Source organism: Providencia sp. PROV269 (genome assembly GCF_028477785.1).
In the GTDB taxonomy this organism is placed as follows: domain Bacteria; phylum Pseudomonadota; class Gammaproteobacteria; order Enterobacterales; family Enterobacteriaceae; genus Providencia; species Providencia rettgeri.
In genome coordinates this window covers 24,674-41,060 of record NZ_JAMPLV010000012.1, presented here as the reverse complement: position 1 = coordinate 41,060, position 16,387 = coordinate 24,674, and the positions used below count along the sequence as shown (strand labels likewise).

The following is a 16,387-nucleotide window of genomic DNA, read 5'->3' as shown; positions in this document are numbered from 1 at the left end:
CTATACTCTGTCAGGACAACATAATGCGCCCGGGGAAAAACGTTGTTATTTTTGATCCTGTTTGACTTGTTTCATATTTCTAACCCACGGTTTTTTCGCTTGCACTGCAGCAGGTAAGGTTCCTATTGCATTTTTTGCGTCGGTCACTGAACTATAATTTCCGTGAATAAGAACATACCAGGTTTGCCCATTACGTATAGTTTTATAGACTTTGTAATTGGCCAGTTTGTTTTCTTTTGCAAAAGCTTCCAATGTATCAGAGCGGCTTGCGCTGCTGAGTTGTAATGTATAGCTACCAGCTGGTGCAGACATGATATTACTACCTTGGCTACTTGCTGTTGATGCAGGTTTCGCTGGCTGTTTAGTCTGCACAGGATGTTTTTGCTCAACGGGTTTTGCAGGTGTTTTTTCTGGTGTGACTGGTTTTACCACGGGTTGCTGTTCGACAGGTTTAACGGTTGGTGGTGTTAACTGTGTCGTATTTTGTGGTTGGTTAGTATTTGGTACAGAAACTTGGCCTTGATTTAAGGCATCAACGACATCACCAGGTATTTCGATACGCTCACCCAGACCATTTGGTTGAGTTTGAGGCTCTCCTTGGGTTGGTGTCGGTGTGATTTGTGAACCGGTAATTTCTTGCGGTTGCCCTGATAACGTTTGACCTTGTGAATTTGTCAACGATGAGGAGCCCGATAAGTCGATATTCTGTGAATTATTTGCACCCGTTGTTTGTTGCTTTTCATGCTCTGTAGGGGCCTTTAACGCTGAGCTGATAGCAATAATGAGCAGCAATAGAACCAGAACACCTACACCAATCATAATATGTTGGCGTGAGAGTGCAATTTTAGGTTTTGCAGTAGATGATGATTGGCGTGAGCGCCCTGTCGGTCTATCTGATGTATCTGGCCTAAGATCATTTTGACCTTGAGGCTGGTTATCTGGTTTAAATTCGTCCATTTTCCTCTCCCGAATAAAATTTGCCTATAGTAGAGATAAAATGTCTCTTATCAGTACAACCTCTTAACGACCAAGCAGGGCATCGCTGCTTATTTTAAAGCATATATCCTTTCGTAATACCACGCTAGCCAAAGTGGTATTGATAATACGCTTTTTCAGAGTTTCGTATATAGGCGTAGGCATACCGTATAATTTAACGACTTTAGCGAACATCTACCAGTAACATTTTAAAACGTCAGTAAAAATTCGGGTTTTTCTTCGTTTTATGACATACAGGATGATATTGCCGCAATGACAGTCTGCGTATCAACATCTGAACGCATTTCCGAATGGCCGATAGTGGTAGGCAAAATTAAATGTAGTTTTCCACCCATCACTTTTTTATCTCGCATCATATGTGGGAGATAATCATCGGGCTTCATTTGTGACGGGCCTGTGACGGGAAGTGATGCACGTTCTAAAAGAGTGACCACCCGCTGTGTTTGTTCAGGAGTAAATTGGCCAAGTAGCTCAGCTGTTTTTGCTGCCATAACCATGCCAGCCGCGACAGCTTCACCATGTAACCAGACGCCATAGCCCATATGCGCCTCGATAGCATGGCCAAAAGTATGGCCTAAGTTCAATAGTGCACGTAACCCACTAGTTTCTTTTTCGTCTGCCGCAACGACTTGTGCTTTTAATTCACAACAACGGCGAATACAGTAAGCCATCGCTTGGTCATCAAGAGCGACGAGAGCATCGATATTATCTTCTAGCCAGCTAAAAAACTCACTATTGAGGATAATGCCATATTTAATGACCTCAGCTAAACCAGAGGCGAGTTCTCTTGGGGGAAGTGTTTTTAAACAGTTGAGATCAATCACGACAGAAGCGGGTTGATAAAATGCACCGATCATATTTTTCCCTAATGGATGATTGACGGCAGTTTTACCACCGACAGAAGAGTCCACTTGAGATAATAAGGTCGTAGGAACTTGAATAAAACGCACTCCACGCTGATAACTTGCTGCTGCGAAACCGGTTAAGTCGCCAATGACGCCCCCACCAAGAGCGATGAGGGTGGTGTCACGGTTATGGTGTTTTTCAAGTAATGCGGTAAATACATCATTCATAATGAATAATGATTTGTATTGTTCGCCATCCGGTAGAATGATGGTATCAACTTTTACACCTGAAGATTCAAGAACATGCTTTATCTTATCAAGATAAATAGGGGCAAGAGTTTCATTTGTCACGACCATTGCTCGTTGACCTGCAGTTAATGGCCAAAATGCATCCGTTTGTTGATATAAGCCGGGTGCAATATTGATTGGATAACTACGTTCGTCTAGAGTGACGGTGACTTTTTCCATCTTGCTTTACCTTAAGTTCATTTTTGAAAATAACACCATGAATAATTAGTTTTTTTCTAATAGTTCAATGATTTGGCTGGCAACAACTTTAGCGCTTTGTTCATCAGTATGAATGGTAATATCAGCAATTTCTTCATACATCGGATTACGTTCGTCAGCCAGTTTCTCAAGAACTTCACGTGCAGGTTCGTCAACTTGTAGTAGTGGACGTTTTTTGTCACGCTGTGTACGAGATAATTGTTTCTCAATTGTGGTCTCAAGATAAACAACGACACCGCGAGCGGATAAGCGATTACGGGTCTCTTTGGACTTAACAGAGCCACCGCCTGTTGCTAAAACAATGCCTTGTTTCTCTGTAAGCTCATTGATGATTTTTTCTTCGCGATCGCGAAAGCCTTCTTCACCTTCAAGGTCGAATACCCAGCCTACATCTGCGCCAGTGCGTTTTTCTATCTCGTGATCAGAGTCGAAAAACTCCATATTAAGCTGTTGAGCCAACTGACGGCCAATAGTACTTTTGCCAGCACCCATTGGTCCAACCAGAAAGATATTGCGTTTCTCTGCCATGTTTTTTGGTATTACTACGATTATTCGTTAATGATTACCCGCCCCGCCAATCAGATTAGCGGCGGGACCTAAACTGAAACCTCATAAGTGATGATGTGAGATCAGATAAGAAAATTATCTCAATACATCAACCTGAATTGCAACTATATAAATATGGCACTAAGCAAGCAAAGTGCCATATTTAAAATTGCAGGTTTCTATATTTGAGCCGTCTATGTTGTCTAATACCTTGTTTATCATGGTTTTTAACAGTTTTTAGCTATTGGTATCAGCAAGTTATTTCTGTTAAGTGTAGAGCAACATTAATTGTGGCTGTTTTATAAGCGACTGACAGCTTGTTCTTTAATCTACGGATAGTTAGAACACTCAATGGATAACCTTGTATGCTAAAACGACGTCAGCGTCAAATTTATCCGGTAGGTTTATGGCATAAAAAATATTTTTTTTTGTCATCTTTGACTTATTGCTTATTCAACTATTTGAAGTATATGCGTTATTTTTTCTATATTAAATATTGATAAGTTTTGGTGTTATAAAAACGATAAGGACACGTTTATCTATATGCTCTGCCGTATTTGTGAATAATGTACCTAGAAAAGGAATGTGAGATAAAAAAGGTAACCCCGTCTCTGTTTTTTCTTGTTTTTGCTGAAAAATTCCCCCAAGGATAAGTGTTTCATTATTTTTGATAGTGACGGTCGTTGCGATTTCTTGCTTATTGATGGCCAAGTGATGATGTTGACTGCTAGTGAGTGCAGTATCAGGCGAGTTATGACTAATTTTTAGATTTAACTCAACTTTTTCATCACGCACAATAGCGGGAGTGACATCCATCCCGAGTACAGCATCTTTAAATTGTACGTGCGTTTTCTTTTCATTACTGGTGACGTAGGGGATCTCTGTACCTTGCTGAATACTTGCGGGTTGTTGGTGTGAAGCAACTAAACGAGGACTCGCAATAATAGAAAGCAAATTTTCTTTTTCTAATGCTTTAAGTTTCATTTCAAGTAAACCCTCTCCAAGGCTAAGAACATTGAAGGAAAATTGCCCGGATATTGAAGAGTAACGGTTGTAACGATGTAAATGATTAGCGCTCAGGTTTCCCCCTGCCATCATTCCCCATTCTAAACCCAATTCTTGTAATGCAGTTCGGCTGCTACTAATGATATGTGCGGTGATTTGCACTTGTTTATTTGGCATATCTTTATGTTTTATCCATTCATCAATCAGTGCTAATCGGTCTGGATCATCTTTAATAATGAGGCTGTTTGTCGTGATATCGTGATGGATAGATGCATTTTTTGATAATAACGACGTATCAGGGTGTTCTAATAGGAGACGAACCTCTTGAACATTGATTGAGACTAATTTAAATATTTTTTCGGCTTGTGGTGTTTTACTTGGCGCTATCGGCGCTATTGTAATCTCCGAAGTGGGCTGATTTTCTATTACTAAAGGTGGGGTAAGTGGTGCAAAGGGATCTCTAATTTCTTCGGCAGAGACTAAAAATGAAGATAAAAAGAGGAGTCCTCCAATAATTATCATGTGAATGTTAGTTAGTGAGCTATTCATTATGGTTATCATCCTTGATAGCAAGAGTGTTGTTGAAAAAAGAAAATGAGATGGTGGTAACAATAACTCCTTGTTTTAAATTTATTTTTATGTCATGAAAATGCCATCTCTGAGTTTGAGGAAGAGTAAGAAGTTGCTCTATAACGTAATAAATAGCAGCAAAATTGCCTTGGAACTCCATAAAATAGGTATTGATATCTGTGGGTTGCAATTGATTAAGTGTGACTGAAGAACGAGAAAGTAAAGTATTTAACTGTGTAAGTAATTCAAGAGGGGCTTCGTTAGTATCAACTGATTGTTTTAACAATTGAGCCTGCTTTTCTAGCTGTTGCAACGAAGGTGAGTGGCGGAGAGTTTTTGTTTCTTTTGCAATTGCTTCAGTTAAACTCAGGTTCTCAGTGGCTAATCCCATGATCTGATTTTGGTTTTCTTTCCAGTATAAAAAATACCCAGCAGTGATACAAAGAGCCATGAAGAAGCAAACCGGTAGCGTTTGTTGCCAAAAAGGGCGATACCAAAAAGAATGTGTAGATTCACTCATCGAACTCCCCTTGGTATTTAGCAGTTAGGTGTAAACGATTTAATTGATTCATTCGGCTGATTTTTTTCAATTGAATATCGCTCAAACCAGGGTGTTTTTTAAGCTGTAAGCCGAGTGAATTGATATCTTGAAAATCATAACTGTTAGCTTTGATCTCTATTTTGTTATCCATTAACTGTAGATTTGTGAGCCAACTTTTGGGCGGTGTTATAGTCGACAGATTTTGTAATAGCCTAAGTAAAAATTGATTATTTTCCATGATGCTATCTATCTGTCTTTTTTTGTTCATCAAACGGTTATTCTGTGCTTGTTGAGCCGTGATTTGTAATGTTAATTGCTGTATCTGTTCGTATTGCAGTTGGCTATTATGCTTTCTGTTTTTTAGGTCATTTATTTCAATTTGTTGAAATAAAAGTAAAAAAATACAAGCTATAATTACTGAACAGCAAACCACAAAACAAAAGAGTAAAAACTCTCGTATCTTCTTTTTTATTTGCTGTTGGCGCCAAGGAAGAAAATTAACTTGGTATAGTTCCATCAGTTAAATATCTCCATGACGCAAAGCAAGGCCGGCGGCAATCACAAAATCCCCCAATAATTGCGGTAATTTAATATTATGCTTTTGAAAAGCTTGACGTAATTCCCAATGATGAGCAACCTTAGCGGTGTGATGAATATGTTGATGATCTGTAATCAGGTAGATAGGCGAAGTAGGGGGAGTATCATCTCGATCAAGAAAGGGCAGCAAGTGGGAAAGTGTCGGTATGTCGGTATCTTGTAAATGGTTGTAATTCGCTGGTTGGCTAGTTGGCCCTGACCAAAGCCATTCACCTTGTCGGTAATGAATAACCCAACATTCATCGGGTAAACCCGCATTTCTTGCCACATAACGTAAAGCTATGGGGGCGACATCAATAGCAAGTAGGTTAAACCCGCTTTCTGTAAATAGATTTTGCCAAAAGGTAATATCTGACTGGCGAGCCCCATTAAAATAAACTTGTTGTTTGATGACGCGATAGTCGATAACCAGCTCTTGGGCGTGCATAGAAAAACGCTTTTCAGCTTGAGATTGTAAGTACCACCCTAATTCCGGTTGTGGCAATTTGATTTCACTGGGTAATGAAATTTGTTGTTTTATTGTACGAACGGCAGGTAATGCGAAGGATACTGAACACTTTTTAGGTAATTTCTGACGCCATTGTAATAAAATATCCAGTAAAATTTCATACTGCTGATGGCTAGAATTATCCGTTAATTCGAATGGTAATTGCTGCTGCCAACATTCACATAAATGCCAGTATTGTCTGCGCCGCTTTGCAGCGACTAGCTGGATTCTATCTCGATATAGGTCGATCCCAATGTTCCATTTTGATGTATACATAGTTAATTTCCTTATCATTAACAAATAAATTACGTTTTCTATTGTGCTGTATAAGCTTTATACTGTGTGTTAGTGATATCTAAACCCTCTTGTTAGCCGAGCATGGGAATTTTCCGGTGAAGTTCGTAAAATACTTTTTTATTCTTGTTTTCTGTTGCATTTTTTTGGGAACCGCCTCGATTTATGGCATGTATAAATATGTCGAAGGTGAGTTACCTGATGTCGCAACAATGAAAGACATTCGTCTGCAAATTCCAATGCAGGTATACAGTGCGGATAACGAATTGATTGCCCAATATGGGGAAAAACGTCGTATTCCTTTACCGCTGGCAGAAATTCCTCCTTTAATGATAAAAGCGTTTATTGCAACTGAAGATAGCCGTTTTTATGATCACCACGGGATTGACCCTATTGGTATTTTCCGTGCTGTTACTGTCATGGCATCATCTGGTCATGCTTCTCAGGGGGCCAGTACGATTACTCAGCAGCTCGCGAGAAACTTTTACTTAAGTCCTGAAAAAACCTTGATGCGTAAAGTTAAAGAGGCTTTTTTAGCTATTCGCATTGAGCAGCTTTTTACTAAAGATGAAATTATGGAGCTGTACCTGAATAAAATTTATTTAGGTAACCGTGCTTATGGCGTCGGGGCGGCTGCGTACGTTTATTTTGGTAAGACAGTAGATGAGTTGACGCTTAGTGAAATCGCGATGATTGCGGGTTTGCCAAAAGCGCCTTCTACATTTAACCCGCTGTATTCTTATGACCGTGCTGTAAGTCGTCGTAATGTGGTTCTTTCTCGTATGTTTGAGGAGAAATACATTACTCAAGACCAGTATGAACAAGCAAAAAATGAAAAAATAGTTGCTTCATATCATGCGCCGAAAATCGATTTTTCTGCGCCGTATTTAGCCGAAATGGCGCGTCAAACCTTGTTTGATAAATATGGTGAAGATGCCTATACCGATGGGTATAAAGTTTACACTACGGTGATCCGCAAAGATCAGGAAGCAGCAACAACTGCAGTTCGTAATAATTTGATCGACTACGATACTCGCCATGGTTATCGCGGTCCTGCCGAGGTTTTATGGAAACAGAATGAAACGGCTTGGACAGCAGAGCAGATTGTTGAAAAATTGAAGAAAATGCCTGTTTATGGGCCATTAATGCCTGCCGTCGTAACATCTGCAACGGCTTCAGAAGCACAAGTGATGTTAGCTGATGGCTCGCAAATCCCAATTACGATGACCGGGGTGCGTTGGGCACGTAAATTTATTTCAGATACTCAGCAAGGCGCCACGCCAAGAGCCGTAAATGCAGTGATGCAAGTGGGTGAGCAAATTTGGGTTCGAAAAGTTAAAGATAACTGGTGGTTAGGGCAAGTGCCTGATGTAAATGCTGCCTTTGTTGCTTTGAATCCGAATGACGGTGCAATTATTGCGCTTGTTGGTGGGTTTGACTTCAATATGAGTGAGTTTAACCGGGTTACTCAATCATTACGCCAAGTTGGTTCGAATATTAAACCTTTCTTGTATACCGCTGCGATGGATAAAGGCCTGACATTATCATCATTACTTAATGATGTGCCGATTAGCCGTTGGGATGCGGGCGCAGGTTCTGATTGGCGTCCTAAGAATTCACCACCTCGATATGATGGGCCTATTCGTTTGCGTCAAGGTTTAGGCCAATCAAAAAACGTTGTGATGGTTCGCGCAATGAGAGCCATGGGTGTGGACTACGCCGCTGATTATTTGACTCGCTTTGGTTTCCCAGCGGAAAATATTAACCGTACAGAGGCGTTAGCGCTAGGTGCGCCATCATTTACACCAATGCAAATGGTTCGTGGATATGCCGTCATGGTCAATGGTGGGTATTTGATTGACCCATACTACATTTCGAAGATCGAAAATCATAATGATGAGGTTATTTTCGAAGCTAATCCTAAAATAGCATGTCCTGATTGTACGAATATTCCTGTGATTTATGGGGATACTGAACGCACTATTGCGAGTAAAGGTATAGATGATGAATCTACCGAAGAAGTGACGCAATCGGATGATAATACCGTCATACAAGAGCCAACAATGGAATTAACAACGGCATCTAACCTAGACGGGAATGCTGGTGATCAATATGCACCTCATGTGATTAATACCCCACTCGCATTCTTAATTAGGGATGCGATGATGACTAATATCTATGGCGAGCCTGGTTGGTCTGGTACAGGTTGGCGTGCAGCGAGAGACTTAGGTGGCCGGCGTGATATTGGTGGAAAAACAGGAACAACGAATAGCTCGAAGGATGCTTGGTTCTCTGGCTATGGTCCAGATGTTGTGGCTTCAGCATGGATAGGTTTCGATGACAATAGGCGCACACTAGGTCGTGGTGAAGCGGGTGCTAAAAGTGCACAGCCTATGTGGGATGACTTTATGAAGTCTATTTTGGATGGAGTGCCTGTGAAAACAATGAAGCCACCTAAAGGGGTTATTTCTGTATCCATTGATAGCCGGACAGGTAAGTTAGGTTCTTCCCGTCGTGAGTATTTTATTGAAGGAACAGAACCGAAAGAACATGCAGTACAAGAGGTAGGCACGACAATTTCTACGGAAGGTGGGGCTAGCCAAGAGCTATTTTAAAATTATTGTTGGCTAAACTCTCTCAATTAGCACCCCATTGTTGATTTAAAACATGGGGTGTTTTCTATAGAGACATTTAATATATCAGGCGATTATGTGCCAATATTAATAATTGGTTATGGAAATCACATACAGCTGATACAATAATAGGTGTTTTTACTTACTACTTTTTAAGTAACGTTCTAGATAGAAAAGTGCGCTAATATTCCGAGCTTCGTTGAAATCAGGATGTTCCAGTAATTCCATCATTCGAGATATTGGCCATAGCTCTTGTTGTAGTGGTTCTGGCTCATCTCCTTCGAGTTTTTCGCTGTATAAGTCTTGAGCGATAAGAATGTTCATTTTACTTGAGAAGTATGATGGTGACATCGTAAGTTTGGCGAGCTGAACAATGTGATTAGCGCCATAACCTATTTCTTCTTTGAGTTCACGTTGGGCTGCTTCAATGGCGATTTCACCGGGGTCGATAGCACCTTTGGGAAAGCCTAATTCATAGCTTTCAATTCCGACAGCGTATTCGCGAATGAGGATGAGGTTATCACCCATGATAGGAACAATAAGAACCGCTTCACGTTTTGCGGGCCGCATTCTTTCATAGACTCGTTTTTCGCCATTACTAAATTCGAGATCAACTGATTGAATGCTGAATAATTTTGATTGAGCAACATCTTGAATATTCAAGATTTTTGGTTTTTTTAACTCTGTCATAACGATTTCCGAACAGGATGAGTGAAATCTATTGCTAAAAGCATATTTCATTGATTTACGAGACGCGTCGTACTTAGTACTGCCCGTATTTTGAAATCACCGTACAACTATGACCTATATCAAAATAAAATGATAGATATTATCGAGTCGATAAAATGCTGTTAGTATAATCGTCGTTCAAAAATAGCACGGATGAATAAATAAAAAATTTTTTTACAAGATGTTGTAATTTAAAATAAAAATCCTAAATAGAATAGGAATTGGCTTATTTTTAGAAAGCCTGATGGTTGATATGCTTTTCTTATTCATTTTTCATTGGGGAAACAATGCTGAACCATGTCATTATAACGGCTATAATTGTTATTAGCCTGACTATAATGGCTTCCTTCCTATATTTTAGGCGGGGGCGGCGTTCTGGCGTCTATCAAATACCCTCTGTAGCGTCACCATCATTTAGAAAAATGATTGATTCAGATTACCAAACCATCTCTCAGTATTTAAATTATTGCTCTGCTGTATCAATAAATTCTTCTCAACATCCATGGCAAATCAAAAAAAATTCAACAATAGCAACAATTTGCCATTCATTAACGCGTTTTAATTTGCGCCAAGAGCAGGGAAATAGCTGGCGTTATTTTATTGATACCATTGAAGTTCAGCTCCCTTCACAGCTTGAACCGTTTTTGCAGCGCCAAAATGTCATGGAGATAGTCGAAACAGATCATTTACCATTGATTATTTCAATGAATAGTCACTCATTGAAAGATTTTAGTAGTGAATGGCAAACTGGCGTGCCACTCGATTCAATATTGCCTGATGCTGCAATTCAAGAACGTGGCCAACATAGCATTGAACGATTAAAAGTGCGTAAAGAGACGATAGAAGAGCATAGATTACACCATTCTACGGGCTGGCTTGGCGCTGCGATCATTTGCCTGAGTTTTTTATTTGGTTATTTAACCCTCGTTTCAATCCCGTTATTACAGGAATCGGGGTTAGTGATTTCAATGATTACGTTTGTCATTGGGTTACTTGTTCTTTTTCGCTCTAGGATGTTTCCTCGAAAATACCAAGATATTCAATGTATTCATGGTCAGCCAAAGCGTTGGGAACTTTATGGAGAGCTTGATAAAAAATACTCAACAAATACCTCTATTGCGGGGATTGATTTGCATTACCCCAGTCATTGGGGAAATTATTTAAAATACGAAGAAAACCAAGCCGTTAATATTGATTTTTATGCAACGGGTGAGGTAGTTAGACACGGTAAATACCTTTCGTTGCATGAAGAAGAACGTTATTACCCATATAAACGGTTCAAGAAGAATGTATTGATGTTAGTTGGGGCATTATTAACGATGGCCTTGATATTTGCATATCAACCGATGGGGTTACCGATAAAACTGGGTTTTGCTTGGTTAGGTGGTACAGAGAAAATTAAGGTTGAGGACCCTAATGACCTTGTTTCCCGTCAGATCAAAATTGGGGATACATTAGTTGCCCAAGGTAAAGGGATGTGTTACCGCCCACCGAATTTGAATAAAGAAAACCAAGCTCAATTTGTACCGTTTGATTGCTCTGGTATTTATTGGAATGATGTTAGTTTACTGACTGAACCTCAATCAGAGGTTGTCGAACGTTCAATATCATTGCTTGATACTGTCAAAAGCCAATTACATCCAGACAAAAACTCAGTCGGGGTTAATCCAAGGTTACAGCGCGATATTATGAAATCTGGGATGAATATCATCTTTGATTTTTCGGCTATTATTATGGGAACAGAACAACTGTGCCATAATTCGGATAACTGCTTAAAATTAAAAAATGCACTGACTAACTTAGGAAGTACAGAGGATTGGCCTACATTAGTAAAGAAAGCATCCACAGGAAAATTAAAAGGGGCTCATGTTTTATTGCGTGCGGGTAGCGCAGAGGCCTTGGAAAACATCGTGGAAGACACCATATATGATTTTATCAGGACAGAAATAGACAGAGAAGTGCGTAAAATTAATAGTCCGCCTCCTGGAGGTGTTTTATTAATTAGTGATGAAAATAAGCCTTTAGTCGATTCGATACCGGGAGCTTCTTTTAATGAGTTATCGCCATTACAGCGTTGGCAAGAATTGCAAAGGTTATCAAATCTTCTAATCAATACACCGTTCAATATTGAAGGGGTCATTACGAGTTTATCAGTAGATGCTAATGGCACATTGCAAATTGTGTTGCATGAAGAGCCCAATGCAAAAGTGGTATCTCAGTATATACGTAGTGCGATTTTTATCCTGTTTTTGTTAGTGTGTGCTTTGTTAAATGGTTCGTTGATTGTGCTACGTGTTTTGAATAATAAGAAGCGTTTGCGTAATATCACAGAATATTATGATAAATGCTTTGAGGCTAATCCCCCTTCCTATCGTCGATAGTATCATCCCGAAAATAGAGGGAGCCTCTTCTTAGTTTGATTCAGACTTATGTTGAGGAGGCACCATGAATCAATCCACTATAGAATCTGTTCGCCTTGATAAATGGCTGTGGGCTGCGCGATTTTATAAAACGCGTGCAGTCGCCCGTGAAATGATTGAAGGTGGTAAAGTTCATTATAATGGGCAAAGAACTAAGCCCGGGAAGATTGTTGAGCTACACGGAATCGTTAAGCTTCGGCAAGGTAATGATGAACGGACGGTTGAAATCATGCAAATTAGTAGCCAGCGTAAAGGCGCGCCGGAAGCACAGTTACTGTACTGTGAAACCGTAGAAAGTATTGAACAACGAGAGAAAATGGCACAAGCGCGTAAGATGAATGCACTTACGATGCCGCATCCAGAGCGACGTCCAGATAAGAAAGAACGGCGTACTCTATTAAAGTTTAAACAAACAAATTCTCATGAGTCGTCTTGATGACGGCCTGAGCAACAGCCCGAGCAATAGAGAGATATTATGGCAAACCAAGACTTACTCCACCGTTTTTTATTTGAGCAACATTCCGTTCGTGGGGAAATGATCAGTGTTGATGAAACCTTTGAACATATTTTAGAAAACCATGACTACCCAACAGCGGTGAAAGGTTTGTTAGGTGAGTTACTTGTTGCTACCAGTTTATTGACGGCAACGTTGAAGTTTGATGGTGATATTACTGTCCAAATTCAAGGGGATGGGCCGGTTAATCTGGCGGTTATCAACGGTAATAATTTACAACAGATGCGTGGTGTTGCACGTGTAGATGGCCCTGTTGTGGCTGGTAGCACTCTGAAGCAGATGATTGGTAATGGTTTTATGGTGATTACCATCACACCGAATCAAGGTGAACGTTATCAAGGAATTGTGGCGATCGAAGGGGATTCTATTGAAGAAAGCATTGATGCCTATTTCCGCCAGTCAGAGCAATTGCCAACCCGTTTATTCATTCGTGTGGGTGAAGTAGATGGGAAACCAAGTGCAGGTGGCATGTTGTTGCAAGTTTTACCAGCGGCAAATGAAACAAGCCATGATTTCTTTGACCACTTAGTGCAACTGACAGCCACAATTAAAGGCCAAGAGCTGAGCACATTGGATGTGAAAGAGGTTTTACATCGTCTTTATCATGAAGAAGATGTCACGTTATATGACCCACAATCTGTCGAGTTTCGTTGTACTTGTTCAAGGGAGCGTTGCGAAAGTACATTAGCGACGTTACCGAAGGAAGATGTTATCGATATTTTACACAAAGATGGAAAAATTGATATGGAGTGTGAATTTTGTGGCTCACATTACGTATTTATTGAATCCGATCTTCAAGGGTTAAATAATGAGCTAAATCAGCAACTTCACTGATACGATTTAGCAACCTAATTATGTGACAAGGGTGCAATTCTGCACCCTTTTTTTATAATTTTAAAGCATTATTACGTGCTCTAAGTCTCATTATGAATTAAAAAAAATTATACATTTTCAATTCTTTGATAGCAATCGCTGTTAATTAGTCGTAAAGAATTATGATCATCCGCAGATTAATTATGTTTACCAGGAGCAATATAATGAGCGCTAAAAGCATTACCCTGAAGGAACTTGAAAAGTACGGTATTCATGATGTAGCTGAAGTGGTTTATAACCCAAGTTACGAGCTATTATTCACGGAAGAAACTAAGCCAGGACTTGAAGGTTATGAGCGTGGAACAGTAACCACTTTAGGTGCGGTTGCGGTTGATACAGGTATCTTTACTGGTCGTTCACCAAAAGATAAATATATTGTACGTGATGACGTGACTCGCGATACAGTTTGGTGGGCAGACCAAGGTAAAGGTAAAAACGACAACAAACCGATGTCACAAGAAGTTTGGGCGGATCTCAAACATTTAGTGACTGAACAACTGTCTGGTAAACGTTTGTTTATCATTGATGCATTCTGTGGTGCGAACGCCGACACTCGTCTAAAAGTACGTTTCATCACTGAAGTTGCATGGCAGGCGCATTTCGTTAAAAACATGTTCATTCGCCCATCAGATGAAGAGCTAGTGGGCTTCGAACCTGATTTCATCGTCATGAACGGCGCGAAATGTACTAACCCGAATTGGGAAGCACAAGGTTTGAATTCAGAAAACTTTGTTGCGTTCAACTTAACAGAGCGCATGCAACTGATCGGTGGCTCTTGGTATGGTGGCGAAATGAAGAAAGGTATGTTCTCTATGATGAACTACCTGCTGCCATTAAAAGGCATTGCATCTATGCACTGTTCTGCTAACGTCGGCGAAAAAGGCGATGTCGCCATTTTCTTTGGTTTATCTGGAACAGGTAAAACCACACTTTCTACAGATCCAAAACGTAAGTTAATTGGTGACGATGAACACGGTTGGGATGATGACGGCGTATTCAACTTTGAAGGCGGTTGCTACGCAAAAACGATCAACTTATCTAAAGAAGCTGAGCCAGACATCTATGGCGCTATCAAACGTGATGCGTTATTGGAAAACGTGATGGTGTTGGCAGATGGTACTGTTGATTTCAATGATGGTTCAAAAACGGAAAATACCCGTGTTTCTTATCCAATCTACCACATTGACAACATTGTAAAACCTGTTTCTAAAGCGGGCCATGCAACAAAAGTTATCTTCTTAACCGCAGATGCATTTGGTGTGTTGCCACCTGTTTCTCGTTTAACGCCTGAACAAACGCAGTACCACTTTCTGTCAGGCTTTACCGCGAAATTAGCAGGGACAGAGCGTGGTGTGACGGAACCGACTCCGACATTCTCTGCATGTTTTGGCGCTGCATTCTTATCATTGCACCCAACACAATACGCTGAAGTATTAGTTAAACGTATGGAAGCGGCTGGCGCGAAAGCTTACTTAGTGAATACAGGCTGGAACGGTACAGGCAAACGTATCTCCATCAAAGATACTCGTGCCATCATCGATGCTATTTTAAGTGGTGATATCGAAAAAGCGGACATGATTAAACTGCCTGTGTTCGATTTAGAAGTCCCAACAGCATTACCGGGTGTGGATACCAATATCCTTGACCCACGTAATACTTATGCAGACAAAGCGCAGTGGGATGAAAAAGCGCAAGACTTAGCAGAACGTTTCGTGAATAACTTTGATAAGTACACGGACACGCCAGCAGGTGCTGCACTGGTGAAAGCCGGGCCAAAACTGTAATTAGTTTTGTGAATCAATAAATAATAAAGGCTCTACCAATGTAGAGCCTTTTTTGTTGTGAAAATGATTATTCTGCGGATGGTAAGTCAAACAACAGGATTTCACTATCTTCACTTGCTTTGATGGTGAGTGCTGTTTCTTGCCAAATAGCTAAACCATCGCTGGTGGTTGCTTTTTGGCCATTGATTTCCACATTCCCTTTGACGACTTGAATCCATACAACTCGCTTATCAGCGACCGCATGAGTGTGTGTTTCATTTGCAGGTAATGCCCAGCGCCACAGTTCCATATCTTGATAAACTTTTAATGAGCCATCACGTGCATCCGGTGATAGCACCAATTGCTTGCCATCTTTGGAATCGAACCGTTTTTGCTCATAACGTGGCTCAATACCCGTTCTCTCAGGAATGATCCAAATTTGGTACAGGTGTAGCTCTTCTTCATTGCTTGGGTTGTATTCAGAATGACGAATACCCGTACCTGCACTCATAATTTGGAATTCACCCGCAGGGATTTGCTCCATATTGCCCATGCTGTCTTTATGTTCGACAGTCCCATTGAGCACATAGGTCAATATTTCCATATCTTTATGGGGGTGGGTTCCAAACCCTTGGCCCGCAGCAATAAAGTCTTCGTTAATCACTCTCAGTGCAGAAAAGCCCATAAATTGCTCATCATAGTAGCTAGAGAATGAAAAAGTATGCCAACTGTCGAGCCATCCATGGTTTGCATGACCACGTTCGTTTGCTTTGCGTAAATAAATCATCGTGTTCTCTCCTGTACGGATTTCAACCTTGGTTGAACTCGCTCTAAATGTGTTGATGACAGTTTAACCAATTTATACGCAGAGAAAAGTAGCTCCCATTAACCATAGGATCCAAAAAATTTGAATAAGATACGCGGTGATTGCAGAAAATTGTGGTGTGGATAAAAAAATAGCCAGCGCAAGGCTGGCTAAAGTAAACACTGGAAGCAATGTGAGCAATGTCGTACCCCCTGCAAAAGGGTGACTAAGTAACCCTATCGAGGAAGTGATGATAATGATA

Annotated in this window: 14 protein-coding genes; 5 read left to right on the top strand and 9 right to left on the bottom strand. The window is 40.4% G+C overall.

The genetic code is table 11. The features are described from left to right. Window positions 1-45: 45 nt before the first annotated feature. The 7 genes from PR683_RS14595 to PR683_RS14565 form a co-directional block, all read right to left on the bottom strand. Window positions 46-957, bottom strand: coding sequence for an SPOR domain-containing protein (locus PR683_RS14595; protein ID WP_004906598.1), 912 nt, complete (start codon window positions 955-957; stop codon window positions 46-48). Window positions 958-1,220: 263 nt separating this feature from the next. Beyond that, window positions 1,221-2,309, bottom strand: a complete 1,089-nt coding sequence (gene aroB / locus PR683_RS14590; protein WP_272571661.1) for a 3-dehydroquinate synthase — start codon at window positions 2,307-2,309, stop codon at window positions 1,221-1,223. A gap of 45 nt (window positions 2,310-2,354) precedes the next feature. Beyond that, entirely contained in the window at window positions 2,355-2,876 is a 522-nt protein-coding gene (gene aroK, locus PR683_RS14585; protein ID WP_004906592.1) for a shikimate kinase AroK, read from the bottom strand. Window positions 2,877-3,383: 507 nt separating this feature from the next. Further along, window positions 3,384-4,448, bottom strand: coding sequence for a transporter (locus tag PR683_RS14580; protein ID WP_227024235.1), 1,065 nt, complete (start codon window positions 4,446-4,448; stop codon window positions 3,384-3,386). Continuing rightward, the gene (locus PR683_RS14575; RefSeq protein ID WP_109913173.1) at window positions 4,441-4,989 is read right to left on the bottom strand and encodes a hypothetical protein; all 549 of its coding nucleotides are present in this window, start codon (window positions 4,987-4,989) and stop codon (window positions 4,441-4,443) included. The genes PR683_RS14580 and PR683_RS14575 overlap by 8 nt, the downstream gene beginning before the upstream one ends. Then, on the bottom strand, window positions 4,982-5,527 hold the full coding sequence (locus PR683_RS14570) for a PilN domain-containing protein (protein ID WP_109913172.1): 546 nt from the start codon (window positions 5,525-5,527) through the stop codon (window positions 4,982-4,984). The genes PR683_RS14575 and PR683_RS14570 overlap by 8 nt, the downstream gene beginning before the upstream one ends. A 3-nt stretch (window positions 5,528-5,530) precedes the next feature. Further along, entirely contained in the window at window positions 5,531-6,370 is an 840-nt protein-coding gene (locus PR683_RS14565; RefSeq protein WP_109913171.1) for a pilus assembly protein PilM, read from the bottom strand. Window positions 6,371-6,486: 116 nt separating this feature from the next. Between PR683_RS14565 and mrcA the strand changes: the two genes are divergently transcribed. Next, window positions 6,487-9,003, top strand: coding sequence for a peptidoglycan glycosyltransferase/peptidoglycan DD-transpeptidase MrcA (gene mrcA / locus PR683_RS14560; protein ID WP_004906580.1), 2,517 nt, complete (start codon window positions 6,487-6,489; stop codon window positions 9,001-9,003). 156 nt (window positions 9,004-9,159) lie between these two features. Here the strand turns inward: mrcA and nudE are convergent, their stop codons facing one another. Next, window positions 9,160-9,711, bottom strand: coding sequence for an ADP compounds hydrolase NudE (gene nudE, locus PR683_RS14555; RefSeq protein ID WP_004906579.1), 552 nt, complete (start codon window positions 9,709-9,711; stop codon window positions 9,160-9,162). Between the two features lie 326 nt (window positions 9,712-10,037). Between nudE and PR683_RS14550 the strand changes: the two genes are divergently transcribed. The 4 genes from PR683_RS14550 to pckA all read left to right on the top strand — a co-directional run bounded on the left by PR683_RS14550 (window position 10,038) and on the right by pckA (window position 15,341). After that, on the top strand, window positions 10,038-12,131 hold the full coding sequence (locus PR683_RS14550) for an IgaA/UmoB family intracellular growth attenuator (protein WP_267751091.1): 2,094 nt from the start codon (window positions 10,038-10,040) through the stop codon (window positions 12,129-12,131). A gap of 64 nt (window positions 12,132-12,195) precedes the next feature. Further along, window positions 12,196-12,606, top strand: coding sequence for a ribosome-associated heat shock protein Hsp15 (gene hslR, locus PR683_RS14545; RefSeq protein ID WP_198635203.1), 411 nt, complete (start codon window positions 12,196-12,198; stop codon window positions 12,604-12,606). A gap of 39 nt (window positions 12,607-12,645) precedes the next feature. Next, window positions 12,646-13,518, top strand: coding sequence for an Hsp33 family molecular chaperone HslO (hslO, locus tag PR683_RS14540; protein ID WP_004263166.1), 873 nt, complete (start codon window positions 12,646-12,648; stop codon window positions 13,516-13,518). A 203-nt stretch (window positions 13,519-13,721) separates the two neighbouring features. Beyond that, window positions 13,722-15,341 carry a phosphoenolpyruvate carboxykinase (ATP) gene (gene pckA / locus PR683_RS14535; RefSeq protein WP_004906570.1) on the top strand — a complete coding sequence of 540 codons (1,620 nt, stop codon included), beginning with the start codon at window positions 13,722-13,724 and terminating at the stop codon, window positions 15,339-15,341. 67 nt (window positions 15,342-15,408) lie between these two features. Here the strand turns inward: pckA and PR683_RS14530 are convergent, their stop codons facing one another. Next, on the bottom strand, window positions 15,409-16,107 hold the full coding sequence (locus PR683_RS14530; protein ID WP_109913168.1) for a pirin family protein: 699 nt from the start codon (window positions 16,105-16,107) through the stop codon (window positions 15,409-15,411). Window positions 16,108-16,387: the final 280 nt, after the last annotated feature.